Origin of the sequence: Rhizobium sp. RM (assembly GCF_013390595.1) — a bacterium.
Taxonomy (GTDB): domain Bacteria; phylum Pseudomonadota; class Alphaproteobacteria; order Rhizobiales; family Rhizobiaceae; genus Agrobacterium.
In genome coordinates this window covers 88,634-112,794 of record NZ_JACAWV010000023.1, presented here as the reverse complement: position 1 = coordinate 112,794, position 24,161 = coordinate 88,634, and the positions used below count along the sequence as shown (strand labels likewise).

22 protein-coding genes and 1 pseudogene are annotated in these 24,161 nt (G+C 55.3%); 16 read left to right on the top strand and 7 right to left on the bottom strand.

The features are described from left to right. The first annotated feature begins 146 nt into the window (after positions 1-146). The 6 genes from HWX89_RS23215 to HWX89_RS23190 all read left to right on the top strand — a co-directional run bounded on the left by HWX89_RS23215 (position 147) and on the right by HWX89_RS23190 (position 7,871). Positions 147-938: a DUF1295 domain-containing protein gene (locus tag HWX89_RS23215; protein ID WP_138792674.1), complete on the top strand. Its 792-nt coding sequence runs from the start codon at positions 147-149 to the stop codon at positions 936-938. Further along, entirely contained in the window at positions 935-1,984 is a 1,050-nt protein-coding gene (locus HWX89_RS23210; protein WP_138792673.1) for an SAM-dependent methyltransferase, read from the top strand. The genes HWX89_RS23215 and HWX89_RS23210 overlap by 4 nt, the downstream gene beginning before the upstream one ends. Before the next feature lie 195 nt (positions 1,985-2,179). Beyond that, complete coding sequence (locus HWX89_RS23205; RefSeq protein WP_138792671.1) at positions 2,180-3,244, top strand: HlyD family secretion protein; 1,065 nt, start codon at positions 2,180-2,182, stop codon at positions 3,242-3,244. A gap of 35 nt (positions 3,245-3,279) precedes the next feature. Then, positions 3,280-6,018 carry a ribosome-associated ATPase/putative transporter RbbA gene (gene rbbA / locus HWX89_RS23200; RefSeq protein ID WP_286086221.1) on the top strand — a complete coding sequence of 913 codons (2,739 nt, stop codon included), beginning with the start codon at positions 3,280-3,282 and terminating at the stop codon, positions 6,016-6,018. Next, positions 6,015-7,133: an ABC transporter permease gene (locus HWX89_RS23195; RefSeq protein ID WP_138792669.1), complete on the top strand. Its 1,119-nt coding sequence runs from the start codon at positions 6,015-6,017 to the stop codon at positions 7,131-7,133. The genes rbbA and HWX89_RS23195 overlap by 4 nt, the downstream gene beginning before the upstream one ends. Before the next feature lie 135 nt (positions 7,134-7,268). Next, entirely contained in the window at positions 7,269-7,871 is a 603-nt protein-coding gene (locus tag HWX89_RS23190) for a hypothetical protein (protein ID WP_178340909.1), read from the top strand. 49 nt (positions 7,872-7,920) lie between these two features. Here HWX89_RS23190 and HWX89_RS23185 read toward each other — a convergent pair whose 3' ends face one another. Beyond that, positions 7,921-8,151 (bottom strand): hypothetical protein, encoded by a 231-nt coding sequence (locus HWX89_RS23185; RefSeq protein WP_138792668.1) that lies wholly within the window; start codon positions 8,149-8,151, stop codon positions 7,921-7,923. A gap of 90 nt (positions 8,152-8,241) precedes the next feature. Between HWX89_RS23185 and HWX89_RS23180 the strand changes: the two genes are divergently transcribed. Continuing rightward, positions 8,242-8,658: a DUF1810 domain-containing protein gene (locus tag HWX89_RS23180; protein ID WP_138792667.1), complete on the top strand. Its 417-nt coding sequence runs from the start codon at positions 8,242-8,244 to the stop codon at positions 8,656-8,658. 156 nt (positions 8,659-8,814) lie between these two features. After that, positions 8,815-10,755 (top strand): DUF4139 domain-containing protein, encoded by a 1,941-nt coding sequence (locus tag HWX89_RS23175; protein ID WP_138792666.1) that lies wholly within the window; start codon positions 8,815-8,817, stop codon positions 10,753-10,755. A 211-nt stretch (positions 10,756-10,966) separates the two neighbouring features. On the opposite strand, the gene HWX89_RS23170 is transcribed toward HWX89_RS23175, so the two are convergent. From HWX89_RS23170 to HWX89_RS23155, 4 genes and pseudogenes are all read right to left on the bottom strand, one after another. Further along, complete coding sequence (locus HWX89_RS23170) at positions 10,967-11,356, bottom strand: hypothetical protein (protein WP_138792665.1); 390 nt, start codon at positions 11,354-11,356, stop codon at positions 10,967-10,969. Between the two features lie 188 nt (positions 11,357-11,544). Then, positions 11,545-11,859, bottom strand: a complete 315-nt coding sequence (locus tag HWX89_RS23165) for a hypothetical protein (protein WP_138792664.1) — start codon at positions 11,857-11,859, stop codon at positions 11,545-11,547. 327 nt (positions 11,860-12,186) lie between these two features. Then, positions 12,187-12,756, bottom strand: coding sequence for a hypothetical protein (locus HWX89_RS23160; protein ID WP_138792663.1), 570 nt, complete (start codon positions 12,754-12,756; stop codon positions 12,187-12,189). A gap of 203 nt (positions 12,757-12,959) precedes the next feature. Further along, positions 12,960-13,124, bottom strand: a pseudogene (locus HWX89_RS23155) (IS21 family transposase); the annotation flags it as partial. A 344-nt stretch (positions 13,125-13,468) separates the two neighbouring features. Between HWX89_RS23155 and HWX89_RS23150 the strand changes: the two are divergent. From HWX89_RS23150 to HWX89_RS23125, 6 genes are all read left to right on the top strand, one after another. Continuing rightward, positions 13,469-14,161 carry a FadR/GntR family transcriptional regulator gene (locus tag HWX89_RS23150; protein ID WP_178340918.1) on the top strand — a complete coding sequence of 231 codons (693 nt, stop codon included), beginning with the start codon at positions 13,469-13,471 and terminating at the stop codon, positions 14,159-14,161. Next, on the top strand, positions 14,158-15,330 hold the full coding sequence (locus HWX89_RS23145) for a PLP-dependent transferase (RefSeq protein ID WP_138792661.1): 1,173 nt from the start codon (positions 14,158-14,160) through the stop codon (positions 15,328-15,330). Before HWX89_RS23150 ends, HWX89_RS23145 begins: the two co-directional genes overlap by 4 nt. A gap of 37 nt (positions 15,331-15,367) precedes the next feature. Further along, positions 15,368-16,627 (top strand): ABC transporter substrate-binding protein, encoded by a 1,260-nt coding sequence (locus HWX89_RS23140; RefSeq protein WP_138792660.1) that lies wholly within the window; start codon positions 15,368-15,370, stop codon positions 16,625-16,627. A 153-nt stretch (positions 16,628-16,780) separates the two neighbouring features. Continuing rightward, positions 16,781-17,713 (top strand): carbohydrate ABC transporter permease, encoded by a 933-nt coding sequence (locus HWX89_RS23135; protein WP_138792659.1) that lies wholly within the window; start codon positions 16,781-16,783, stop codon positions 17,711-17,713. A gap of 3 nt (positions 17,714-17,716) precedes the next feature. Beyond that, positions 17,717-18,547 (top strand): carbohydrate ABC transporter permease, encoded by an 831-nt coding sequence (locus HWX89_RS23130; protein WP_138792658.1) that lies wholly within the window; start codon positions 17,717-17,719, stop codon positions 18,545-18,547. Between the two features lie 6 nt (positions 18,548-18,553). Further along, positions 18,554-19,630 carry an ABC transporter ATP-binding protein gene (locus HWX89_RS23125; RefSeq protein ID WP_138792657.1) on the top strand — a complete coding sequence of 359 codons (1,077 nt, stop codon included), beginning with the start codon at positions 18,554-18,556 and terminating at the stop codon, positions 19,628-19,630. A 17-nt stretch (positions 19,631-19,647) separates the two neighbouring features. Here the strand turns inward: HWX89_RS23125 and HWX89_RS23120 are convergent, their stop codons facing one another. Then, a complete protein-coding gene (locus tag HWX89_RS23120; protein ID WP_138792656.1) occupies positions 19,648-20,844 on the bottom strand; it encodes an MFS transporter in 1,197 nt (398 codons plus the stop codon). 124 nt (positions 20,845-20,968) lie between these two features. Between HWX89_RS23120 and HWX89_RS23115 the strand changes: the two genes are divergently transcribed. Further along, on the top strand, positions 20,969-21,808 hold the full coding sequence (locus HWX89_RS23115) for an AraC family transcriptional regulator (protein ID WP_138792920.1): 840 nt from the start codon (positions 20,969-20,971) through the stop codon (positions 21,806-21,808). Between the two features lie 23 nt (positions 21,809-21,831). Here HWX89_RS23115 and HWX89_RS23110 read toward each other — a convergent pair whose 3' ends face one another. Further along, positions 21,832-22,722, bottom strand: a complete 891-nt coding sequence (locus HWX89_RS23110; RefSeq protein ID WP_138792655.1) for a helix-turn-helix domain-containing protein — start codon at positions 22,720-22,722, stop codon at positions 21,832-21,834. 92 nt (positions 22,723-22,814) lie between these two features. Between HWX89_RS23110 and HWX89_RS23105 the strand changes: the two genes are divergently transcribed. Continuing rightward, positions 22,815-24,086 (top strand): ABC transporter substrate-binding protein, encoded by a 1,272-nt coding sequence (locus tag HWX89_RS23105; protein WP_138792654.1) that lies wholly within the window; start codon positions 22,815-22,817, stop codon positions 24,084-24,086. The last annotated feature ends 75 nt before the right edge of the window (positions 24,087-24,161 follow it).

The window sequence follows — 24,161 nt, the reverse complement described above, 5'->3', positions numbered from 1 at the left end:
CAACTACGAGGAACTGGTCTGATGAGTTTCATGGGCCGGAACGTTTTTTGATTTTTTTTCGCGCTGCCTGAAACCTGTTAGCGCCCATTCCCGTATGTGTTGCACCAGGAGCGGTATCGGATGCTCTCAAGTAGAGTGGTGAAGGAATGGATTGGCAGGTACTGGCATCTCTCGCGATATTCCTGTCGCTCCTCATGGCGGCGGCATTCGCGGTTCAACGGATCACAGGCGCAAGCGGTTGGATTGACACAATCTGGTCTGCCGGTGTCGGTTTTGCAGGTGCTGTGGCTGCTGTTCTTGCAGAAGGTGCGGACTGGCGAAATTTCGCTGTTCTTGCGCTCGTGATCGCCTGGTCCTTAAGGCTCGCAAGTCACATCGGCACGCGCACCAGCGGCGGTGGCGAAGATCCACGTTATGCACGTTTGCTGGAGGAGTGGGGCGAGAAAGCTAGCATGCGGCTCTTCTTTTTCCTGCAGGTGCAGGCGCTGGCTGCCTTCGTTCTGGTTCTTGCGGTCTACCTCGCTGCTTCAAACACAGCTGCATTTCCGCGGCTCATCGATATCACCGCGCTGCTGATCGGAGCATTCGCAGTGGCCGGCGAAGCTTCATCCGATGCCCAGCTATCGGCTTTCAAGAAAACACCGCAGGCAAAAACCGAGATATGCGAGACTGGCTTCTGGCGGTATTCCCGACATCCAAACTACTTTTTTGAATGGTTGTTCTGGTGCAGTTTACCGCTTCTGGCAGTCGGTGCTCAGCCGTTGTCATGGCTTTCGCTCGCCGCTCCTTTGATGATGTACTGGCTGCTGGTCCATGTTTCCGGCATCCCGCCTCTGGAGGAGCATATGCTGAAATCCCGCGGCACCAGGTTCCGTGACCTGCAAAGTCGTGTGAATGCCTTTTTCCCTGGACCACGCAAGACCGGAGGTCGTCCATGAACATGCTTGCTTTTGCCATCAACGCTGCTGAACGCGCCCCCTTAAGTGATAGCGTGACCCTTGCCGGAATAGATTATCTCTGTGCAAGAACGAAGCGAAGGCTTGCCCGTATTTCTCCCGAAGCCGAAGCTGCTTTTGTTGTCGGCATGGCAGGCTTTCCTGTCGCGACCCATACCAATGACGCGAACCGGCAGCATTACGAGGTCCCGCCGGAGTTCTTTTCGCTAGTACTCGGCACGCATCGCAAATATTCCTGCTGCTTCTATGCCGATGAGACCACCAGCCTTGACGGAGCTGAAATTGCGGCACTGGCAGAGACCGTGGATCACGCCGGTCTCGCTGACGGCATGGATATCCTGGAGCTTGGGTGTGGATGGGGCTCGCTGTCGCTTTACATGGCTGCCCGCTATCCAAATGCGCGTATCACATCTGTGTCGAATTCCAAATCTCAGCGTCGATACATCCTCGACCTCGCCGCGGCACGCGGGCTGTCAAATCTTTCCGTGGTGACGGCCGATATGAATGACTTTGCAACAGAGGGAAAATTCGATCGGGTCGTCTCAGTCGAGATGTTCGAACATATGTCGAACTGGCGGGCGTTGTTCGAACGGGTCCATGGCTGGCTGAAGCCGGAGGGCAAGTTCTTCCTTCACGTATTCAACCATAGAAATCGGTCCTACCGGTTCGACCATAACAATCCCGCAGACTGGATCGCTCGCCACTTTTTCACAGGCGGTATCATGCCCGCTTTCGATCTGCCGCGCCGGTTTGGCGATCTCTTTCGCGTCGAGGAAGAGTGGCGCTGGTCTGGTGTCCACTATCAACGCACAGCGCTGCACTGGCTTGAGAATTTCGATCGAAAAGCAGCGCAGATCGAGCCAATACTGAATGAAACCTACGGCGAAGACGCTGTACTCTGGAACCGCCGGTGGCGACTGTTCTTCTTTGCGACGGCCGGATTGTTCGGTCATGAGAACGGCAATGTCTGGGGTGTCGGTCATTACCTGATGCGCCCGTCTCAAAGGGCCTCCACGAGCACGGTCTGATACTTTTAAAAACCGCAGCCCATTTTGACTTGTGTCAATGTGATGCGTCAGAACACGGCTTAGACAAAATTCGAAGGACCTTCCTCACCATGAAAAGGATGAGGAATTGGAGGCGGATTTTAAAAGCTATGGTGGCTGGCTTCTCGGATTTTAACGTACTATGGTTGAATTCCGAGGGGTTTTTGGGGAAGACGAATGTCGAAAAAAGGCTTGCTCATTGGTCTGGCAGTTCTTGTTCTTGCTGCCGTCGCATATGTTTCCTGGTCAAAATTGACAGGTGAGGGATTACCTTCCGGCTTCATTGCCAGCAATGGCCGTATCGAAGCAGTCGAAATCGACATCTCCACGAAAACTGCAGGACGCCTTCAGGATATCGTTGTGCGCGAGGGTGATTTCGTCAAGGCCGGTCAGGTTTTGGCGCAAATGGATACTGCCCAGCTCGAAGCCAAGAAACGACAGGCGGAAGCCCAGCTTCGCCGGGCGAAAATCGCGATCGATACAGCCCATAGCCTTGTTGCGCAGCGGGAAGCGGAGAAGACATCAGCTTTGGCTGTGGTGGAGCAACGTAAGGCGCAGCTCGATTCTGCTTCAAAGACTTACACGCGCTCCAGACAGTTGCTGACCGGTAATGCGGTTTCGCAACAGATTGTCGATGATAACGAGGCGGCCGAGCTCTCGGCACGTGCTACGCTCGCCTCGGCAGAGGCCTCGCTTGCAGCCTCCGATGCCGCAATCAATGCAGCCAAGGCTCAGATTGTCGATGCTGAGGCGGCCGTTGACGCCGCACAGGCTGATATCGAAAGCATTGAGACAGATATCAAGGATGCTACGCTGGTCTCGCCGCGTGATGGCCGCGTCCAGTACCGGATCGCGCAGCCCGGCGAGGTTCTTTCGGCCGGCGGGCGGGTCCTCAATCTTGTCGACCTCGGCGATGTCTACATGACGTTCTTCCTCCCGACAGCGGAGGCTGGTCGGACATCGATCGGTTCCGATGTTCGCCTCATTCTGGATGCCGCGCCGCAATACACGATCCCGGCCAAGGTGTCTTTCGTGGCGGATGTCGCGCAATTCACACCAAAAACGGTCGAAACCGAGGAGGAGCGCCAGAAACTGACGTTCCGCGTCCGTGCCCAGATTCCCCTGGAACTGCTGCAGAAATATATCCAGTACGTGAAAACAGGTCTGCCTGGCATGGCTTACGTCCGGCTTGATCCGAATGCCGCCTGGCCGGAGAACCTTGAACGCAACCTCGTCAAGTGATGGTTTCCGCCATGGCTGAGCGTTTGGAAGCGAAAATGGAAATTGAACCGGTCGCGCGACTGAGTGGTGTGCGGCTGGCCTTCAAGAATACAGTGGCGCTCGACAGCATTTCCGTCGAAATTCCAGCCGGACGCATGATTGGCCTGATCGGTCCCGATGGCGTTGGAAAATCGTCTCTTCTGTCGTTGGTGTCGGGTGCGAGGGCTATCCAAGCCGGTAAGGTTGAGGTGCTGGGCGGTGATATGTCGAGCGCCCGCCACCGCGAAGATACCTGCCCACGCATTGCTTACATGCCGCAGGGCCTTGGAAAGAACCTCTATCCAACATTGTCGGTGTTCGAAAATATTGACTTCTTCGGCCGGCTTTTTGGCCAGGACGGCAAGGAGCGCCAGGCGCGTATTGCCGATCTTCTGAAAAGTACCGGACTTGAACCGTTCGCCGACAGGCCAGCCATGAAACTTTCTGGCGGCATGAAACAGAAGCTCGGTCTTTGCTGTGCCCTGATCCACGATCCGGACCTTCTGATCCTCGACGAACCGACGACAGGTGTCGACCCGCTCTCGCGCCGGCAATTCTGGGAATTGATCGACACAATTCGCGCTGGTCGCCCAGGCATGAGCGTGATTGTCGCCACCGCCTACATGGAGGAAGCCGCCGGCTTCGATTGGCTTGTCGCGATGGATGCGGGCAAAATCCTGGCTACGGGTTCGCCAGACGAACTCCTCAAGCGCACGTCGGCCGCCAATCTCGACGCAGCATTTATTGCCCTTCTGCCAGAGACGAAGCGACAGGGGTACCAGGAGGTGCATATTGCACCGCGCCAGGCGTCAGATGACGGCGATTATGCGATTGAAGCCTCGCATTTGAGCATGCGTTTCGGGGATTTTACAGCGGTCGACAATGTCAGCTTCAAAATCCCGCGCGGCGAGATATTCGGCTTTCTTGGCTCGAATGGCTGCGGCAAATCCACCACCATGAAGATGCTAACGGGATTGCTTGCCGCCAGCGAGGGCGAAGCGAAGCTGTTCGGCCACACCGTAGATGCCAGCGACATGGCGATCCGCCACCGCGTCGGCTACATGAGTCAGGCATTTTCACTCTACTCAGAGCTAACGGTACGTCAAAACCTCGATCTGCATGCGCGACTTTTCAAGTTGCCGGAAAAAACCATTGGGCCCCGCATAGAGGAGATGGCGAAGCGCTTTGATCTCGGTGACGTCATGGAAAATCTTCCGGATGACCTGCCACTCGGGATCCGCCAGAGATTGTCTCTTGCTGTTGCCATGATCCACTCTCCCGACATCCTGATCCTTGACGAGCCGACGTCGGGCGTCGATCCGGTGGCGCGCGACGGTTTCTGGCAAATCCTTGCCGAGCTGTCCCGCAACGACAATGTGACGATCTTCATCTCGACCCATTTCATGAACGAGGCGGAACGGTGTGACCGCATTTCGTTGATGCATGCCGGCAAGGTGCTGATTAGTGATACCCCGGAAGGGATCACGAAAAGCCGCAATGCAGCGACGCTCGAAGACGCATTTATCGCCTATCTTGAAGATGCTTCGGGCATCACGAAAACGGACGCCGCTGCCGCGCCTCCAGTCGCCGTTGTCCAGACAACCCACGCACCCCCTTCAAAAAAGCGGTTTTTCGATTTCAGGCGGATGTTCAGCTATACCCGTCGCGAGGCTCTGGAACTCCAACGCGACCCGATCCGCGGCACACTTGCCGTCCTTGGCAGCGTGATCCTGATGTTTGTTATTGGCTACGGCATCAACCTCGATGTCGAGGATTTGACCTTTGCTGTTCTGGACCGCGATGATTCCACGATCAGTCGAGATTATGTCCTGGATATCGCCGGTTCCCGGTACTTCATCGAGAAAGAGCCAATTCGTGACTATGCCGATATGGACCGGCGAATGCGCGATGGTGAACTGAGCCTAGCCATTGAAATTCCGCCTGGTTTCGGGCGTGACGTTTTGCGTGGCAAAACGGTTGAAGTCGGGGCGTGGATCGATGGCGCCATGCCGCAACGCGCGGAGACCGTGCGCGGTTACGTTCAGGGAATGCACCAAGGGTGGCTGACGCGCAAAGCGACTGAACTTTATGGTAGTGCTGCGACACAGAATTCCTTCAGCATCGAAACTCGCTACCGATATAATCCTGATGTGAAGAGCCTGGTGGCCATGGTGCCGGCAGTCATTCCGCTCCTCCTCATGCTCATTCCGGCCATGTTGTCGGCATTGAGCGTTGTACGCGAGAAGGAACTGGGGTCGATCGTCAATTTGTACGTCACGCCAACGACGCGACTGGAGTTTCTGATCGGCAAGCAGCTACCATATGTCGCTCTCGGCATGCTGAACTTCCTGCTTTTGACGGCCTTTGCGATCTTTATTTTCCGGGTACCGTTTACTGGAAGCTATCTCGCCTATGCGACAGGGGCGCTGCTCTTCGTCATCATCGCCACATCGATCGGTCTCGTCATGTCGTCGTTCATGAAGAGCCAGATTGCCGCGATCTTCGGGACTGCACTTCTGACACTGATCCCTGCGACCCAGTATTCCGGCATGATAGATCCCGTCTCGTCATTGCGCGGAGCTGGCGCTGTTATCGGCGAGATCTATCCCGCGACCTACTTCATGACGATTTCACGCGGCACTTTCTCGAAGGCACTTGATTTTGCCGGACTATACGGGTCCTTCGTGCCCCTGCTGATTGCCGTGCCGGTCCTGCTTGTTGCCGGAGCCGCACTTTTGAGGAAGCAGGCGTCATGACGTTTTTTTCCTCCAACATCTTTCAACTGGGCATCAAGGAGTTGCGTGGTCTTGCCCGCGACGGAATGTTGCTTGTCCTGATCGTCTATGCCTTCACGCTGCAGATTTACACCGGCTCGAGTGCCCTGCCGGAAACGCTGAACAATGCGGCGATTGCCATTGTCGACGAGGATCAGTCGCCGCTTTCCGGACGTATCAGCACCGCGTTCTACCCGCCATACTTTGCGCCTCCAAAACAGATTTCGATTGCCGAAATGGACAAGCGTATGGATGCGGGTCTCGATACGTTTGCTCTGAACATCCCGCCCGATTTTCAGCGCCGATTGATGGCAGGCCAGCAGCCGGCGATCCAGCTCAATATCGACGCGACGCGTATGAGCCAGGCGTTCAGCGGTGGTGGATATGTCCAGACCATCATCTCGAGTGAAGTTCAGGAATATGTGAACCGTTATAGAGGCGCAACGTCTGTCCCGGTGGATCTGACATTAAGGGCGCGTTTCAACCCGGAACTGGATAAATCCTGGTTCGGGTCGATCAACAACATCATCACTGCCATCACGATGCTCTCTATCGTGCTGACGGGAGCCGCGCTGATCCGGGAGCGGGAGCACGGCACGGTCGAGCATCTCCTCGTCATGCCAGTCACGCCATTGGAGATTATGCTGAGCAAAGTCTGGTCGATGGGACTTGTCGTCCTCGTGGCATCGGCGTTTTCTCTCTTCGTCGTGGTCCAAGGGCTGCTCGGCATCCCCATTGAGGGCTCGCTCTGGCTCTTTCTTTTGGGTACTGCGCTCCAACTGTTCGCCATGACATCAATGGGTATTTTCATGGCGACTGTGGCCGGTTCCATGCCGCAATTCGGTATGTTGCTGATCCTGGTTCTCCTGCCGCTTCAGGTGCTTTCAGGCGCGACAACGCCGCGAGAGAGCATGCCCGACATCATTCAGTACATTATGCTGCTCGCACCCAATACCCATTTCGTCATCCTTGCGCAGTCCATTCTGTTCAGGGGGGCGGGGATTGACATCGTCTGGCCGCAACTCATGGCGCTTGCGGCGATCGGTGGTGTCATGTTCTACCTTGCCCTGCGACGTTTCAGGACATTCCTGCGCTGATGCACGACTGAGTTTGGTTCGAGAAACCATTCCTTCGTTCGGCATTGAACTTTTTGTGTTCGGTTGCGGGATGTTAGGATCATGGAAATGTCCCTATTGGATCATGCCTATGCGGGTACGTTCAGGAGTACAGACATGAAGATTGTGCACGGTTTGATGCTGGCAACCATGTTAACGATGGCGACAACGCAAGCCTTTGCGTCCGAGGACATGGCAGAACCGACCCAAGAGGCAATTTTCGGTTTTGCCGGCGCGCTGACCACGGAAGATATGCTGAAGAGTGCGGCCCTTGTCCCGGTCGACTACGAGCGCAATGCCATTCTCGGCGGCGGTTATCAGTTCTATCCCTATCAGATCGGCAATCTGAGACTGGGAGGGGAAATCGGGGTAGCCGCGAGGTTTGGCAAAGGTTTTACCGGCGAAATTTGGGCAGGTCCCGTTGCGCGCTATGAGCAGATCAAACTTGGCGAACGGCTCTTCATAACACCGAGTTTTACAGCCGGCCTCAGTCTTGTCACAGATGCGCAACCAGGCCGGGAACGCGAGCAGGAGATCAAGGACGACGGCAACGCTAATGTCCTTTTCTATCTCGGCCCGGAAATCAACGTCTCCTTCAGCGAGGATTCTTCGACCGAGTTCTTCTGGCGCCTCCATCATCGGTCCGGTGGGGGAAAAACACTTGGAAACATGAAGGGGGCAACGAATGCCAATGTTTTTGGCGTTCGTTACAAGTTCTGAGTGATTGGCGTCACCCGACTTTCAGTCCTGTGCTGCGACTTGCGTATTCTCATACTGTATCGGGAAGATCTTTCAGGATCAGCAGACGGTTCCCCGGTGAGAATGCGACGATCTTGTCCTGTTCAAGAGCTGTGAGGACGCTCATGATTTCGTCTTCCGTAAAGCCTGCGGCGGTCATCGGTACGCCAATGTCGTAAAGATTGATTGCCATTTCCGGCTTCGCTTTCAAGGCGCGAAGTCGCTCGAAAAGTGCGGTTTCAGTCTCGTTAAATGTGCTCATGTCGCTATTCTATCGAAATTGGTTTGAATGTCTTCTGCTCGCAGGAGGCTTCGTGTTGGTCGCTTGACTGACAAAACGTGGGAGTAGCCCATGCCGTCATTTGATCTCGAGCGATTTGTCCTGGCGCAGCGCGACGTTTACAGCACTGCCCTAAATGAGCTTCTGGCCGGTTCCAAGCGCTCACATTGGATGTGGTTCATCTTTCCGCAGATAAAGGGCCTTGGTCGTTCTGATATTGCGCGCTTTTACGCGCTGTCTGGCCGCGATGAAGCGCAAGCCTATCTTGATCACGTTGTCCTCGGACCACGGCTTGCCGAATGTACGCAGGCCATGCTGCGGCATTCTAGTCGCTCCGCCACCACCATTCTCGGGTCACCAGACGATTTGAAATTTTGTTCATCTATGACCTTGTTCGCGGCCATCAGTCGAGACGGATCATTGTACGAACAAGCCCTCCAGCACTTCTGTCACGGAAGACGTGATGAAAAGACGCTTGTTTTGATCTAGCCGTCGAGTGCGTCAGGGGATCGCCTTGCAACGAGCGCTGCAAAATCAGCGGCTATGCAAGGCTCGCCTCAAATTGCTCCAAAACGACGACGATAGTCGATGAATTGCAGCCGGAAGTTGCCTGGCACTCTGCCATAAGCCGGCCAGGGAGATCTTATGACCACCACCAAGAGCGTTCTGCCAGCACTGTTCTTTTTACTCGTTTCATCAACTGCCTTTGCCGCCGTGAACGGACCAGTTAAATCCGTGACCTTGTCTTCTGGTGGGCTAGCCGAAATTGTCAGGTCCGCTGAAGTTGGTCAGGATTCCGAGGTGACCATCGAGGTGCCGCTCGATCAGATCGATGATGTCCTTAAAAGCCTCGTTGTCCGGGATAAGGAAGGTGGGGTCAAGAACCTGTCACTTGCTGGACCCAACCCGCTTGAAGAGACTTTCCGTACACTGCCGTTCAAGGCGTCTGACCTTACTTCAATGCCCAGGCTACTGGATGCGATCAAGGGAGCACGGGTCAGGGCAGGGGATAAGGATGGCGTCGTTCTTGGTGTTACGGCGAGCGAAAATGAAAAAACATCCAAAAGCTGGCAGTTATCCCTGATGATGGACAACGGTGAAGTTGCAATGGTTCCGTTGCCGGGCACCAAGGTTGAAATTCTGGACCCTTCTGTCAAAGCCAAACTCAAGACCGCGATGGACGTGATTGCAAAAGGCAATACAGATGGAGCGCGCACTGTAACCCTGAAGCTGGACGGCGCTGCTTCCCGGGAAGTTGATATCTCATATGTCGTACCAGCTCCGATCTGGAAGACTTCATACCGCCTTGTAACGAGCAAGGATGGTGAAGTCCGCCTCCAGGCCTGGGCAGTATTCGAAAATGCGTCAGGAGAAGATTGGAACGGTGTCGGCGTGACACTTTCTTCCGGAAAGCCGGTCACCCTCAAGCAAGCGCTTCATCGACACTTCATGCGTGAGCGCACCGAGGTGCCAGTTGATACGGCGGCAGCCAGTCTTCCGCGCGGAGTTATGGCGAAACCAATGATGGCTAGACACAACTTTGAGATTTCAAATCTCCTTTCCTCGCCCGCCGCAGATGCAATGGCTGGTGAGGCCGCGCCAGCTCCTTTCGCAATAGCTGCGGGTCAAGAAGCGAGCGCTGCCGAACAGGATGTTACGTCGACATTCGCTTTGAATGGCACTTACGACATCAAGAACGGCGATACGATTTCGGTTCCGATCATCGATCAGGGAGTGAAGGCTGACATGGTCTCACTTTATCGGGCCGGAATGGTGAGTGACCACCCGGTAGCGGCTGCACTGATTGAAAACAATGCCGGGATCAGTCTGCCGCCCGGCATCATGACTGTTTATGATGAGAGTGTCGGATATGTCGGTGACGCGCAAATAAATGGACTGCCACGGGACGAAAAACAATCGGTGAGCTTTGCGGTCGATCAGAAGGTGAATGTAGACACAGCGGTTAAGACCAGCCAGAACATCGTCAATCTCAAGGTCATCGATGGCATGATGCACGCAAAGTCATCAACCGTTGAAGAGGCGACCTACACTATCACGGGCGCTCAGGATGGTGAGCGTACCGTCATGATTGAGGTTCCAAAACGGAGCGGCTGGACGTTCAAGGCCGAGGGACAGGATGATCCAACCGTCAGTGATTATCGAATAAAGACAAAACTGAAAGCCGCCGAGACGAAGACTGTCTCAACACGGTTTGAATTGATCAACGATGAAACCATTTCCCTCGTCGACGCGGACGCGTTCACTTTGGTCGCCTGGCAAGAAGCGGCTGTCGATGACGAGACGAAGGCGAAGCTCATAGAACTGGCAGATGCGCGCCGGAGCGAGAATGACGCTCAACTGAGACTGCAGTTGCTCGATCAGGACTACGACCGGGCATCGCAGGAGCAGGCGAGGGTTCGCGAAAATCTGCAGGCTGTTGGAGACGGCGATACTAAAAATCGCTTCGACAAGCAGCTGAACCTTCTGGAAGACAAGCTCACTTCAATCGAGGGGCAGCGGGTCGAACAGCGAAAAATTCTAGACGATTTTACAGCGAAAGTGGGCAAGATCATCAGAACTTTCTGAACGATGTATCTGCAAATGCGATGAGCAAAGAGGAACGATTTTAGTTGCCTTCGTTTCGAAGGCAGCTGAGGTTGCGTTCTTCTGCGTTATTGATCCTACTCGCTCATATTGGGCTCCACCTATCGGCGCCGGATGCTGTCTCCATTGCAACCTAGGTGCCTTTGGGGCCTGCATTTTGACCAGTCTACGACACCGTAATATCCGCTAAACTTCATGGGCTGCGATCGTCGGAATTGATCGAACTGGAGGGCTGGGCAACATGGCTGGCCTGGCTCTGTCGCAAAACATGTGCACTTTCTGCCAAAATCTCACGGTACCGCTGGATCTTGGCTGTTTTCATGCGAACGAACTCATCCCTAGACACAGTGGATTGCTTGATCGGTAACGCTGCTTCGTTCTCGAGAAGGTCAAGCAAGAGGTTCCGCATTACGGCGTTTTCCTCTTGGACATTTGCCAGCTCGAGCTTTATCCCGCTCGACGCAAGTTTGCGCGAGATAGCTTTCTCGATATCTTTTTCGACAAGGAGTGTCTTTGCGGCATAGTATCGGCAAACAAAAAATGCCGTGACGACAGCGCATAGTGCTAGGGAAACGTAAAACATCTTGACCTCCAGGCTATCCTGTAGGTCGGCACTCCCGGCACATTTTTCAATATGCAGCAGCGCTCAGCACATCAGACAGGCTTCAGGGATGAGGACATGAGGGCTCCGTTGGTGTCGTATGCGTCGACGCCAGCCTGTCGCCAGGACCATTTCACTTCAAACGCAGCCACCCAATGTGATCCGGGGGATCAATATGTGGAGTGGTAAACCACTTTACGTACGGGGTAGGCGAAGGGTACACCATATTCCAGGATGAACCCCATGCGGGACAGGCATATGCGCATCTCTGGAGAGGCATTCGGGTTGTGATAAGCGCCGATGCGAGTGGGTGAAGGATACCCGTCGTAACCGCACTGATAAAGCGCGTTTCGATATGCCGTCTCAAGTACGCGATCACCGGCAACTTGGACCGCGCCGTAAAGGTGCCAGTCGTTCCGTGCTTCGGCTATAGTTGCCGCGCAGGTGAGGCCGATTATCGTGCTCAGAACCAGCTTGAGTTTCATGACCTTTCTCCCGAGAAATCCTTTCAAGGCAAAACGGATAGTGGGTCGTTCGGTTCCGAGGCACCACGATCCCCACCAGATAGTTTTTCTTCTGATCCATTTCTTCCGCAGGCGATGTTTAATAGGAACCGGGCTCGCCCAACGAAGCCGTGGTTTGACCGAGTGGCTGGATATCCTTCTTTTCCAATGGGTTGGGCTGGTCTGCCAGCGCGGTTTGAACTCGCTGCGTAGGTAAAAATCCTCACCAACGTGGTTCTCACTCATCGCCGGTTGAGGCTTGGTCTGTTGGAGAAAACCGTGAAACAATGCCAATTTAACGGCCGACCATTAGGCCTTGATCGACGGGCTAAGGTCACTGTTGGTTGGTGGCAATTTATCAAAAATCGCCTTGATAACACGGGTATGCTTGTCTGCGTCCGGGACGCTCATGTTCATATAAAGCTGTCCATCCGTCATTGTGAAATCAACAGTAAATGGCGCGCTGCCGTAAACGCCTCCATGCCCGGGTTTCCATCGCCCTATACCACTCACTGTCTCAGAGGCTCCGCTCTGATCGACATCAACAACAGCAAACCAGCCATTACTTGACGTTATTCGCAACACAGAGCCTTGCTGCTCGATGGCAATCTGGCAACGGTCGCATTGCCCGGCATTTGAAACGATCTGTTGCCAGTTCCCTGTAAAATGGGACTGGTCAGCCCTCACTTGGGTTAAAGCGCCAAACGCTATTGCCATAAAACAAAAGAACCCAATGACCCTTCGCAATATCGTGCCCCTTGTGACTATCATCTCGACGCTTTCCTCCAACCAGCCTCGCGCGCTCTGCTTCGGAACAGAACCACCGCTCGCCAATTCAGTACGAATGATTGTTGCCTTTGATATTGCATTCGGGATCATACAATTCACGTGGAACCAGAGAATATGCGCCTCCCGCAAGGAAGGCGGCCGCCGAAGACGCGATGACCAAAAGTGAAAAATCAATCAGGTCACAATTATAGGTGGCGGCGATTACGTTGAGATTTTGAAAGTCGTTAAATTTCGAGCTAATGGCCGCGGAAGGACAGCGGAACGAATATGCCGCGGCCCGTCGTCTGGTGCTAACGCTGTCGTTCTGCTCGCCAATCACGGGCGAAGGCGGCAACCCGACCATAAAAGCCGGTAAAGCCGAGAGCCACCGGATCGGCAAGAATCTGCTTCGGTGTTCGTCGCTGCTTGCGCGACATTCCGGCCTCTGTATTCAGCCAGGCCGCCAACTTGTCGGAAAATCGACTGCTTCTCACGCAGCGCCATCCGACGGATGACATTTGAAAGTCCCATGTGGTTCACTCCGTTGCCCCCGTCGCTCTCCGCGTTGGGGGAAGGTTCACATGGCTCAATTCTCAATGGAAATTATGCGCTTAACCGGATCAGTTCTGCGTGCAAACCAACACCGAAATCACTTTGCGGCGCGTGAGACTTCCTTTCGGGACACGAAACCCGAGTTTCGGGCCTAGCCAGAGTTGCTTACTGCATCACGCTTGCCAGTTGACAACCGATTTTCTGTTTGAAATGGTAAGATGTCAGACCAATTTAAGGAGTCGTCTTGGACAGGACCAGCAGCCGGGAATTGATGCAGCCGATACCGCCGAGCGACCGTGTGCGCCAGGTCGAAGCTGCCCTTTCCGATTATGTCGAGCGGGCTGATCTTAAAGCCGGCGATCGGCTTCCAGCCGAACGAGAATTGATGGCAGCACTTGGTGTTGGCCGTTCCACAATCCGTGAAGTTATTCGCAAATTTCAGGCGCTGGGTGTCATCGATAGCCGTAAGGGTAGCGGCAATTATCTGCTCAAGCCGATCTCTGCGGCCACCGTGCATATGCCTATTTCCATTGAGGCCGAAAGCCTCCGTGATGCCTTGCTGATGACCCTCGAGGTTCGGCGTGGCATCGAGGTCGAAGCCTCGATGGCAGCGGCGCGCCGGCGCACGGCTGATGATATCACAACGATGGAAGCGCGGCTCGACGAGATGGAACGTGTCCATCTTGCAGAAGGAACTTCCGGCAAAGCAGACCTTGCCTTCCACCTCTCGATTTATGACGCCACGCACAACCCGCTTTTCAAACAGCTACTTGAGCAAATGCGTGAAGGGTTCGAACGCTTCTGGTCCAAGCCTTTTGATCGTCCGGATTTCGCAGGGCGATCCTTTCCGTTTCACCGGACGCTTTTTAACGCAATCGCGTCCGGCAATGCTGATGCTGCCCGCGAAGAAACACTTAAAATCCTCGCCGTGGTCGAGGAAGATATCAAGGACATGTCGAAATGAGCCAAGGCAACGATCTCTTTGATCCCGCCTCCCTGATCGTTGCACACGATGAGACCCATGCTTTCGAAGCGGTGGTGCCACCGCTCGTGCAGACGTCGCTATTCACCTTCTCCAGCTATGACGAGATGGTCTCGACCTATCGCGGTGAAAAGACGCGTCCCGTCTATACGCGTGGTCTTAATCCGACCGTCCGTCTGTTTGAGGAAATGCTCGCCAAGCTTGAAGGTGCGGAGGATGCGCTCGGTTTTGCAAGTGGCATGTCGGCCATTTCATCGACCGTCCTGTCGTTTGTTTCCCCGGGTGATCGCATCGTGGCGGTTCGCCATGTTTACCCCGATGCGTTCCGTCTTTTCGGCACCTACATGAAGCGCATGAATATCGAGGTCGTCTATGTTGATGGTCGCGATGAGGCTGCCGTTGAAAAAGCGATGCCGGGCGCAAAACTCTTTTACATGGAAAGTCCGACAAGCTGGGTGATGGAAGCGCATGATGTCGGCGCGCTTGCTGCTATCGCACGCCGTCACGGCGCTATAACCGTCATCGATAACTCGTGGGCGAGCCCCATCTTCCAAAAACCGATCTCGCTCGGCGTCGACCTCGTTCTGCATTCCGCGTCGAAATATCTTGGCGGCCATAGCGATGTCGTCTCCGGTGTGGTCGCAGGCTCCAAGGCGATGATTGATCGCATTCGCGCCGAAACCTACCCCTATCTCGGTGGCAAGATGTCACCATTCGATGCTTGGCTCCTCATCCGAGGGCTGCGCACACTGCCTATCCGCATGAAGGCGCATCAAGAATCGGCACTGGAAATTGCCAACCGCTTGCAAGCGCTCGATGTGGTTGAAACGGTTTGCCACCCAGGCCTCGCCAACCGTCTGCCGCCCGGCCTCAACGGAACGTCGGGTCTGTTTTCTTTCATCTTCAAGCCTGGAGTTGATGTGCGCGCTTTCGCGAACCAGCTCAAGCTTTTCAAACTCGGTGTTTCCTGGGGAGGACACGAAAGCCTGATCGTCCCCGGTGAAGTGGTGCTTGAACAGAAGGCGCAGCCAAACTCTGCCCATACGTTCGGCATCAGCGAACGTTCGGTGCGCCTGCATGTCGGGCTCGAAGGCACCGAGGCACTCTGGAAGGACCTTGAACCGGCGATCAAGGAGGCCTCAGCCGCCTGACCGCTTCTTGAAACTGACGACAAAAGGGGAGAACAACATGAAAAAACTGGTAACCGCAGCACTCTTCACCGCCATGATGGCCGGAACGGCTATGGCGGACACGACCTTGAAACTAGTTGAGGTCATTACAAGCCCAGAGCGCACGGAAACGCTCAAAGGCATCGTTTCGAAATTTGAAACCGCCAATCCGGGGACAAAGGTCGAAATCATCTCCTTGCCCTGGAGCGAAGCCTTCCAGAAATTCGCAACCATGGTGTCGGCCGGAGATGTACCGGATGTCATGGAAATGCCCGATACCTGGCTGTCGCTCTACGCCAACAATGGCATGCTCGAAAGCCTGGAGCCTTACCTCGCCAAATGGGAGCATACGCCGGGCCTCAGTGACCGGACACTTGAGCTTGGCCGCGATGTAAAGGACACGGCCTACATGTTGCCCTACGGATTTTATCTGAGGGCCATGTTCTACAACAAGAAACTCCTGGAGCAGGCCGGTGTGAAAGAGCCGCCGAAGACGCTGGACGAATTTGCCGACGCGTCGAAGAAGGTTGCCGCCCTGCCAGGCAAATACGGATACTGCATGCGCGGTGGACCTGGCGGACTGAACGGTTGGGTGATGTTCGGCGCTTCGATGGCTGGCTCCAATGAGTTCTTTACCAAGGATGGAACGTCGACCTTCGACAGCCCAGGCTGGGTAAAGGGTCTCACCTATGTGGTTGATCTTTACAAGAACGGTTACGCTCCAAAGGACAGCGTAAACTGGGGCTTCAACGAGATCGTCGCCGGTTTTTACTCTGGCACCTGCGCATTCCTCGATCAGGATCCTGACGCACTGATCGCAATTGCTCAGCGCATGAAGGCCGAGGACTTCGGTGTGATGACCATGCCAAAGGGCCCAGACGGAAAGACGTTCCCGACGATTGGTTTTGCGGGCTGGTCAATGATGGCCAAATCCGAGAACAAGGACTTGTCCTGGAAGCTGATCGAAACCCTCGAAGGGCCGGAAGGCAATATCGAGTGGAACAAGAAGACGGGTGCTCTGCCAGTGCACAAGTCGGCTGAAAAGGATCCTTTCTATGCGAGCGAACAGTTCAAGGGCTGGTTCGATGAGCTTGCTGACAAGAATGCCGTGCCGACCACGATGCCGACCTATCTGGAGGAGTTTGCCTTCTTCAAGGATTCGCTCGTCATCAAGACGTCGCAGGAAGCGCTGCTTGGCGATATTACGCCTGAAGACCTCGCCAAACAGTGGGCAGACTACATGACCAAGGCGCAACAGAAGTTTTTGGCGTCCAAGTAACTGACAATAACGGCCGCGCGGGTTTTCCAACCCCGTGTGGCCCTCTCGCCGGGGCCCTCGGGCCATCGGCCTCATTTTCCAGATTTTGTAGATCGGCACGGTTGATCGCTGGATCAGTCGTTCTCGACCGATGGCCGATCGGGGAGCGAAACTATGTCTTATGCCCTTGGCGCTGGGCCAGTGGTCGCGCGCAAACCGGCGCTCAAGCGTTTTGCCGATTGGGCAGAGCCCTGGCTCTACAGTGCGCCCGTTCTTGTGTTGATCGTTGCCGTCATGCTGGTACCGTTGGTGCTGGGCCTGTCTTATGCCTTCCGGGATGTGCAGCTCCTCAACCCGTTTTCCGGCGGATTTGTCGGGCTCGAGCACCTGAAGACGCTCTCCCAGGATGCCGCTTTCTATCGCGCCTTTAAAAACACCCTCTGGTGGACGGGCGCTTCGGTCTTCCTGCAGTTCTTTTTCGGCCTCATCCTGGCATTGCTGCTGGACAAGCCATTTGCGGGCAGGGGAATTGCACAGGCTCTCGTTTTCCTTCCCTGGGCCGTTCCGACATTTCTCGCCGGGCTGAACTGGGCGTGGCTTTTTAACCCCGTTATCGGACCTTTGCCGCACTGGATGGTATCGCTTGGTCTGCTGTCAGCGCCCAACAATATTCTTGCAGACCCGCAGCTTGCCATGTGGGGCCCGATCATCGCCAATGTCTGGTGGGGAATTCCATTCTTCGCAATCACCCTTCTGGCAGCGCTACAGGCAATCCCGCGCGACCTCTACGAGGCAGCCTCAATCGATGGCGCCAATCCGTTGCAGCGTTTTACCTCGATCACCTTGCCGTTTCTCGCGCCGACGATTGCGATCACCGTCCTGCTTCGAACCGTATGGATTGCCAATTTCGCCGATCTCATCATCGTTATGACAAATGGCGGACCAGCGGACCGGACGCAGATCGTTGCAAGTTACATTTTCACGCAGGCTTTCAAGCGCCTGGACTTCGGTTACGCATCGGCAATCGCGCTCGTTTTGCTGGTGCTCTTGCTGGCATACTCGATGGTCATCGTGATCATGCGTCAGCGCCTGATTGAAAAGGACTAGACGATGGCTAGCCGGATTTTCCTCACACTGGCGCATCGCCTGGCAATTCTTGCCTATATCGTCTTTGCGCTTTTCCCGCTCTTTTGGCTGCTAAAGGTGTCTGTGACGCCAAATGACCTCCTCTACAGCGAAGGGGTAAGACTTTGGCCGTCGCAAGCGACGCTGGATCATTACCGTTTCGTCATAGAAAACAGTGCCTTCCCCACGTTTTTTAAGAACAGTGTCATTGTTGCGGGCTCAACGGCACTTGCCGTCACGTTACTCTCTTCGCTGTCGGGCTATGCTCTGTCTCGTTTTCACTTCAAGGGTAAGTATTGGATCGTCGCCCTGATGCTGATTACGCAGATGTTCCCGCTGGTCATGCTGGTAGCACCAATCTTCAAAATGCTGTCGCCGCTCGGATTAACCAACAGTCTGACCGGCCTCGTCATCGTTTATACCGCCTTCAACGTACCGTTCGCCACCTTCCTGATGCAATCGTTCTTCGATGGCATTCCGAAGGATCTGGAAGAGGCGGCCATGATCGACGGTGCAAGCCGCTTCGTGGCGTTTCGGCAAATCATCCTTCCACTCACGCTTCCCGGGATTGCGGCAACGCTTGGTTTTGTCTTTACCGCCGCATGGAGCGAGTTGCTGTTTGCCCTCATGCTGATTTCAGGCAACCAAAGCGCGACGTTCCCGGTCGGACTTTTGACCTTCGTTTCTAAATTCTCCGTCGATTTCGGGCAGATGATGGCTGCGGGCGTGCTGGCACTCATTCCGGCCTGCCTCTTCTTCCTGCTCATTCAACGTTACCTCGTGCAGGGCCTGACGGCCGGCGCGGTGAAAGGATAATTACCCATGGCTTCAATCGAGCTGAAGAAGATCGTCAAAACATATGGCGACCATCCGGTCCTTCACGGAGTTGACCTCAAGATTGATGACGGCGAGTTCATTGTTCTTGTCGGTCCATCCGGCTGCGGAAAATCAACCTTGCTTCGTATGATCGCCGGCCTTGAAGAAATCTCGTCCGGGGAACTTTCTATCGATGGTCAACGCGTCAACGACCGCAAACCAAAAGACCGGGATATCGCCATGGTATTCCAGTCCTATGCGCTTTATCCGCACATGAGCGTCGCGGACAATATGAGCTACTCGTTGCGGCTGCGACGGAGTCCAAAAGAAAAGATCGCCGCTGCCGTCTCCGGCGCTTCTGCAAAGCTTGGGCTTGATCCTTACCTAGCACGGCGTCCAAAGGCGCTTTCGGGAGGCCAGCGGCAGCGCGTCGCCATGGGCCGGGCCATTGTGCGCCAACCGAAGGCATTTCTTTTCGACGAGCCGCTTTCGAACCTCGACGCCCGCCTTCGCGAACAGATGCGCGCTGAAATCAAGCGCATGCATGCCGACCTCGGTGCAACATCCGTTTACGTGACACACGACCAGATCGAAGCAATGACGCTCGCATCGCGTATCGTTGCCATGAACGCAGGTTACGTCCAGCAAATCGGCGCGCCGCTCGATCTTTATGATCGTCCCGCCAATCTCTTCGTTGCGGGTTTTATCGGGTCGCCCGGGATGAATTTTCTTGAAGGCCGCTGCATTCACGAAGCAGGCACAAGTTTCGTCGTTCTACCGAATGGCACGCGTCTGGCGCTTGGACGCGTTGTGCCGGTCGGCAACGAGGAGCAGGTTACGCTCGGCATCAGGCCTGAGCATGTTTCGGTGGCGCCCTCTAATGACGGCGTCGAGGCGGCCGTCGATCTCGTCGAGCCGACAGGACTGGGCGTTATCCTGCACCTGACAGTGCACGGCCTGCCCTTCAAGCTATTCTCTTCTGATCGTGCACTTCTTCAGCCAGGAAAGTCTTTGTGGGTGGGGTTCCCGCAGGAACGTCTTCATGTCTTCGACAGGAACGGAGATCGGGTAGGAGACACTTGATCTCCTACCCGCGTTTTTTAGCGGTGGCTCGGCAACTTCGGCAGGAGCACCGTCAGCAAGCCAAGCAGAGGCATGTATGAGCTGATGCGATAGACGAATTCGATGCCTTCGCGATCCGCGAAGATACCGAGTACGGCTGCGCCAATACCGCCGAAGCCGAAGGCGAAGCCGAAGAACATGCCGGCAATCAGACCGACGCGGCCTGGAACCAGTTCCTGGGCAAAAACAACGATCGCGGAGAACGCCGAAGAAAATACGAAACCGATCACAACGACGAGAACCGCGGTCCAGAACAGATTTGCGTAGGGCAGAAGCAGCGCAAAAGGAATGACACCGAGGATCGAGAACCAGATGACAACGCGCGATCCAAATCGGTCACCGATGGGACCACCGAAGAATACACCCGCTGCAGAGGCTCCAAGGAACAGGAACAGAAGCAATTGTGCGTCCTGCACGCCGATACCGAACTTCTCGATCGTGTAGAAGGTGAAGTAGCTGGAGAGACTTGCAAGATAGGCATTCTTCGTCGCAGTGAGGACCACGAGAACGCCGAGCGTCATCATCACGGTTCCGCGCGACAGTGGCAATGCGCGGCTGATCGTCGCCTTGCCGGCTGTGGTCCGGCGATGACGGCTGTACCAGACGCCCACCCAGGAAAGTACGGCAAAACCAGCCAGCGCAATCAACGAAAACCAGCTTAGGCTCTGCTGGCCGAGCGGAATGACGATAAAGGCTGCAAGCAGCGGGCCAATTGCCGTGCCGGTGTTCCCACCGACCTGGAAAAACGACTGAGCCAGTCCGTGTCTGCCGCCTGAAGCAACACGGGCAACACGGGAGGCTTCAGGGTGGAAGATCGCCGAACCGATGCCAATCAGGCAGGCGCCTGCGACCAGAACAGCAAAGCTATGCGCGAAGGCCAGTGTGATCAGACCGGCGCAGGTCGAAAGCATTGCCACCGGCAGGGAGAATGGCATGGGGTACTTGTCGGTGACGAGACCGACAGCAGGCTGGAGCAGTGACGCGGTAACCTGGAAGGCAAAGGTTAGAAGGCCAATTTGCACGAAGTCCAGCGCATAATTCTGTTTCAATAGCGGATAAAGCGACGTCAGCAGCGATTGCATGATGTCGTTGAGCATGTGGCAGAAGCTCGCCGCTGCAATGATGGAAAACGTCGTGCGTTGGGGGCTGAACCCAGTGCCGGTCACGGTAGCCATTGTATTTCCTCTTTCGGCTCCCCGCCTGGCTGGCGGGAGTACATCTTTATTTCGATCTGCTTTTATCGCTATTGTTTCTGGCCTGCCTTTGTGTTTTGGACTGTTATCTTCGAGAGTGGGCCAAATGACGAAAATCAAGCCGCGCGAAATGATAGACCTGACCCTTGTTGACCACGAAACCAGCCTGCGATTGATCGAGGGCACGAATGAACCTGTGCTGGCGTTGCACCGGATCTACCAGAGCGGTCACCATACGCCACTGCATCATCACGCGCGGGCGCAGATTTGGTGTGCCCGCAAGGGTGTCGTGTTGGTCAGTACTGCCGGCGGGCGCTGGATGATACCACCGGATCATGGACTGATCATTCCCGCAGGCATGAAACATGAGGCGGATGCAATCAGCACGGTGGAGATGTATTCAATCTACGTGCATCCGGACCTCTTCTTTCCGGAAACGCCCAAGGTCGTGGAAATTACCGGATTGGCTTCCAGCCTGATCCTCGAATTGCTGAGCGAAGAACAAAAACCGTCAGCGTTCCACCGGCAAGGTCTTGTCAGGGCGTTACTGCTGGATGAAATCAATGGTTTGCCGGAGCGTCCGCTCGGCTTGCCGTTCCCGCGAAATGCACGTTTGGCGGCGCTCTGCCGGGATTTCCTGAAGAGACCCGTCGTGAAGATCGAGATTGACGACTGGGCGGCAGCAATGGGGATCAGCCGCCGGTCGTTTACACGGCTTTTCCGTAGCGAGCTGGGCGTAAGTTTCGTAACCTGGCGCCAGCAGGCGTGCATTTTCGCTTCGCTTCCACGGCTTGCAGAAGGTGAATCGGTGACAACTGTGGCGCTTGACGCCGGTTACGAAAACATCTCCGCCTTCACCACGATGTTCCGGCGCATGCTGGGGAGTTCCCCGCGCGCCTACGGAAAACGGACAGTAAGCGAGACAATCTCTATGACGGATGCCTGAGTAGCTCGAGCAAGACGGGAAAATCAGGCCGCCGTCGCACGCATGTCCCGACGAAAATCTGACGGAGACATGCCGGCAATCTGGCGGAAGGCCTTGTTGAACGCGCTGACAGAACCGAAACCGCTTTCCATGGCGATCTGCAGGATATTGTCAGAGCCATTCATCAACATTGCCTGCGCACGCGAAAGTCTGAGCAGCGTAAGGTATTTGATCAGTGTCATGCCCGTCGATTTGCGAAAGAGGTTCATCGCGTATTTCGGATGCAGTGATGCTGCGCGCGCGATATCTGCTGCATCGATATCGTCGAGAAAATTTGCCGCGATATAGTCGCACATGCGCACAACTCCGGCCGATGGTGCCATGCCTTCATCGTCTTTCGCGCGCTTTCCGTCCGCCGCAGATGACACAATGGAGTAGGGCTCCAGGAACATGCGCTCTACGCGCAACCGGAGTTCTTCGACCGCATGCTGCGCCTTGGCCGGATCGCCGGACGTTGCGTAACGGAACCAACGAGGAAAATTCTCCCGGTCGGCTCCGTCTGTTGCTGACGTAACCATGGTCGCACCTCCCATCAACATGCCCGATACCGCAGCAGGCAGCCGCATGCGAAAGAAGTGTACAAGCGGCAGGTGCGCCCCGGCATAAAGCGAATCGTCCGATGAGTCGTCCATCTGATGTGGCTGCCCGCCCCAGAAGAGACAGATCTCGCCCGCGTTCAGTTTCAAATTGTGGTCACCGATGCGGTAATGGACCGATCCTTCCATCACGTAATTCACCTCAACCTGCGCATGCCAGTGGGGTCTCAGCATGATCGGCGGGTGATTGTGGAAGAACTGCAGGGTTGTCGGCATGCCTTCGATGCTGCTCGCGCCGGGTTGATAAACCGCTCTTTCGGCAATCTTACTTTCCGCCAAATCGATGTTCCCTTTTTACGAGACAGATTTCCTGCCGTCGCTAATCTGCCCACGTTCGCTAAAGAACGGCAATTGAAAAAGGGAGGTTTTCAATGTGCTCTAAATTTCTTGGCGCGTCGACAGCTCTAATGCTGCTGGCCGCTCCGGCATTTGCGCAATCGACCACTGTTACGATCTGGAGCTGGAACGTCGCCGCGTCTGCGTTGAAGTCCACAGTCGAAGGGTTCAATAAGAAAAATCCTGACATTAAGATCGTTGTTGAAGATCTTGGAAACAATCAGGTTTTCGATAAGACGCTTGCAGCGTGTGCGGCTGGCGGCGATGGCCTGCCCGATATCGTGACGGTTGAGAATTTTGAGGCCGAACTCTTCTGGAGCCGCTTTCCGGATTGTTTCACCGATGTAACGGCACTCGGATACACGCCTGAGAAACAAGCCCTTTTCCCGGATTTCAAGCGAACGGAACTTGAGGTCGACGGTGTAGCCTATGCGGTTCCGTGGGATTCTGGCCCGGTCGCCGTTTTCTATCGTCGCGATTTCTATGAGAAGGCGGGCGTCGACCCTGCAACCATCAAGACATGGGACGATTTCATCGCTGCCGGAAAGAAGGTCATGGCTGCCAATCCTGGTACGGTCATGGCACAGGCGGATTTCAATGGCGACAGCGAATGGTTTCGCATGATCGCCAACGAGCAGGGTTGCGGTTACTTTTCGACTGACGGACAAAACATCACCATCAACCAGCCTGCCTGCGTTGCGACGCTGGAAAAGGTGAAGGAGATGAAAGACGCCGGGATTATCACGGCGGCAATCTGGGACGAAAAAATCCAGGCGAACACTGCCGGCAAGGCAGCGAGCCAGATGTACGGTGCATGGTATGAGGGCACGGTGCGTTCCGGCTCGCCCGATCTCTCCGGAAAATGGGGCACCTATCTCATGCCCAGCCTGACGGCGGATGGTCCGCATGCGGCCAATCTCGGTGGCTCTTCACTCGCCATCAGTTCCGTGTCTGAAAACAAGGAAGCAGCATGGAAGTTCGTGGACTACGCACTTACCACGAACGAAGGCCAGGTGACGATGCTGAAGTCGTTCGGTCTGGTACCATCGCTTCTCTCGGCCATTGATGATCCGTTCGTCAAACAGGCGCAGCCCTATTGGGGCGGCCAGGCTGTCTGGACCGATATCCTCGCGACCTTGCCGAAAATTGTCCCGAGCCGAGGCACGGCGTTCCAGTCTGACGCCGACGCAATCTACAAGGCCACACAGACGAAGTACTTCGCTGGTGGTTATCCCGATGCAAAGGCTGCACTCGATGATGCCGCCAAGCAGATAGAAACGGCAACAGGCCTCCCGCAGACGCAATGACATTGGACGGCGCCTGCTCCCATACGGGCAGGCGCCGCGTTCGAAGTCATTCATCCGGCCCAATCTACTGAACCG

Coding starts and splice junctions, on each gene's coding strand:
- HWX89_RS23130 (WP_138792658.1), top strand. CDS start 17,717: ATGGCTAGCCGGATTTTCCTCACACTGGCGCATCGCCTGGCAATTCTT.
- HWX89_RS23195 (WP_138792669.1), top strand. CDS start 6,015: ATGACGTTTTTTTCCTCCAACATCTTTCAACTGGGCATCAAGGAGTTG.
- HWX89_RS23165 (WP_138792664.1), bottom strand. CDS start 11,859: ATGAAACTCAAGCTGGTTCTGAGCACGATAATCGGCCTCACCTGCGCG.
- HWX89_RS23125 (WP_138792657.1), top strand. CDS start 18,554: ATGGCTTCAATCGAGCTGAAGAAGATCGTCAAAACATATGGCGACCAT.
- HWX89_RS23190 (WP_178340909.1), top strand. CDS start 7,269: ATGAAGATTGTGCACGGTTTGATGCTGGCAACCATGTTAACGATGGCG.
- HWX89_RS23105 (WP_138792654.1), top strand. CDS start 22,815: ATGTGCTCTAAATTTCTTGGCGCGTCGACAGCTCTAATGCTGCTGGCC.
- HWX89_RS23180 (WP_138792667.1), top strand. CDS start 8,242: ATGCCGTCATTTGATCTCGAGCGATTTGTCCTGGCGCAGCGCGACGTT.
- HWX89_RS23175 (WP_138792666.1), top strand. CDS start 8,815: ATGACCACCACCAAGAGCGTTCTGCCAGCACTGTTCTTTTTACTCGTT.
- HWX89_RS23145 (WP_138792661.1), top strand. CDS start 14,158: ATGAGCCAAGGCAACGATCTCTTTGATCCCGCCTCCCTGATCGTTGCA.
- HWX89_RS23115 (WP_138792920.1), top strand. CDS start 20,969: ATGACGAAAATCAAGCCGCGCGAAATGATAGACCTGACCCTTGTTGAC.
- HWX89_RS23160 (WP_138792663.1), bottom strand. CDS start 12,756: ATGATCCCGAATGCAATATCAAAGGCAACAATCATTCGTACTGAATTG.
- HWX89_RS23135 (WP_138792659.1), top strand. CDS start 16,781: ATGTCTTATGCCCTTGGCGCTGGGCCAGTGGTCGCGCGCAAACCGGCG.
- HWX89_RS23150 (WP_178340918.1), top strand. CDS start 13,469: ATGCAGCCGATACCGCCGAGCGACCGTGTGCGCCAGGTCGAAGCTGCC.
- HWX89_RS23120 (WP_138792656.1), bottom strand. CDS start 20,844: ATGGCTACCGTGACCGGCACTGGGTTCAGCCCCCAACGCACGACGTTT.
- HWX89_RS23140 (WP_138792660.1), top strand. CDS start 15,368: ATGAAAAAACTGGTAACCGCAGCACTCTTCACCGCCATGATGGCCGGA.
- HWX89_RS23170 (WP_138792665.1), bottom strand. CDS start 11,356: ATGTTTTACGTTTCCCTAGCACTATGCGCTGTCGTCACGGCATTTTTT.
- rbbA (WP_286086221.1), top strand. CDS start 3,280: ATGGAAATTGAACCGGTCGCGCGACTGAGTGGTGTGCGGCTGGCCTTC.
- HWX89_RS23185 (WP_138792668.1), bottom strand. CDS start 8,151: ATGAGCACATTTAACGAGACTGAAACCGCACTTTTCGAGCGACTTCGC.
- HWX89_RS23210 (WP_138792673.1), top strand. CDS start 935: ATGAACATGCTTGCTTTTGCCATCAACGCTGCTGAACGCGCCCCCTTA.
- HWX89_RS23215 (WP_138792674.1), top strand. CDS start 147: ATGGATTGGCAGGTACTGGCATCTCTCGCGATATTCCTGTCGCTCCTC.
- HWX89_RS23205 (WP_138792671.1), top strand. CDS start 2,180: ATGTCGAAAAAAGGCTTGCTCATTGGTCTGGCAGTTCTTGTTCTTGCT.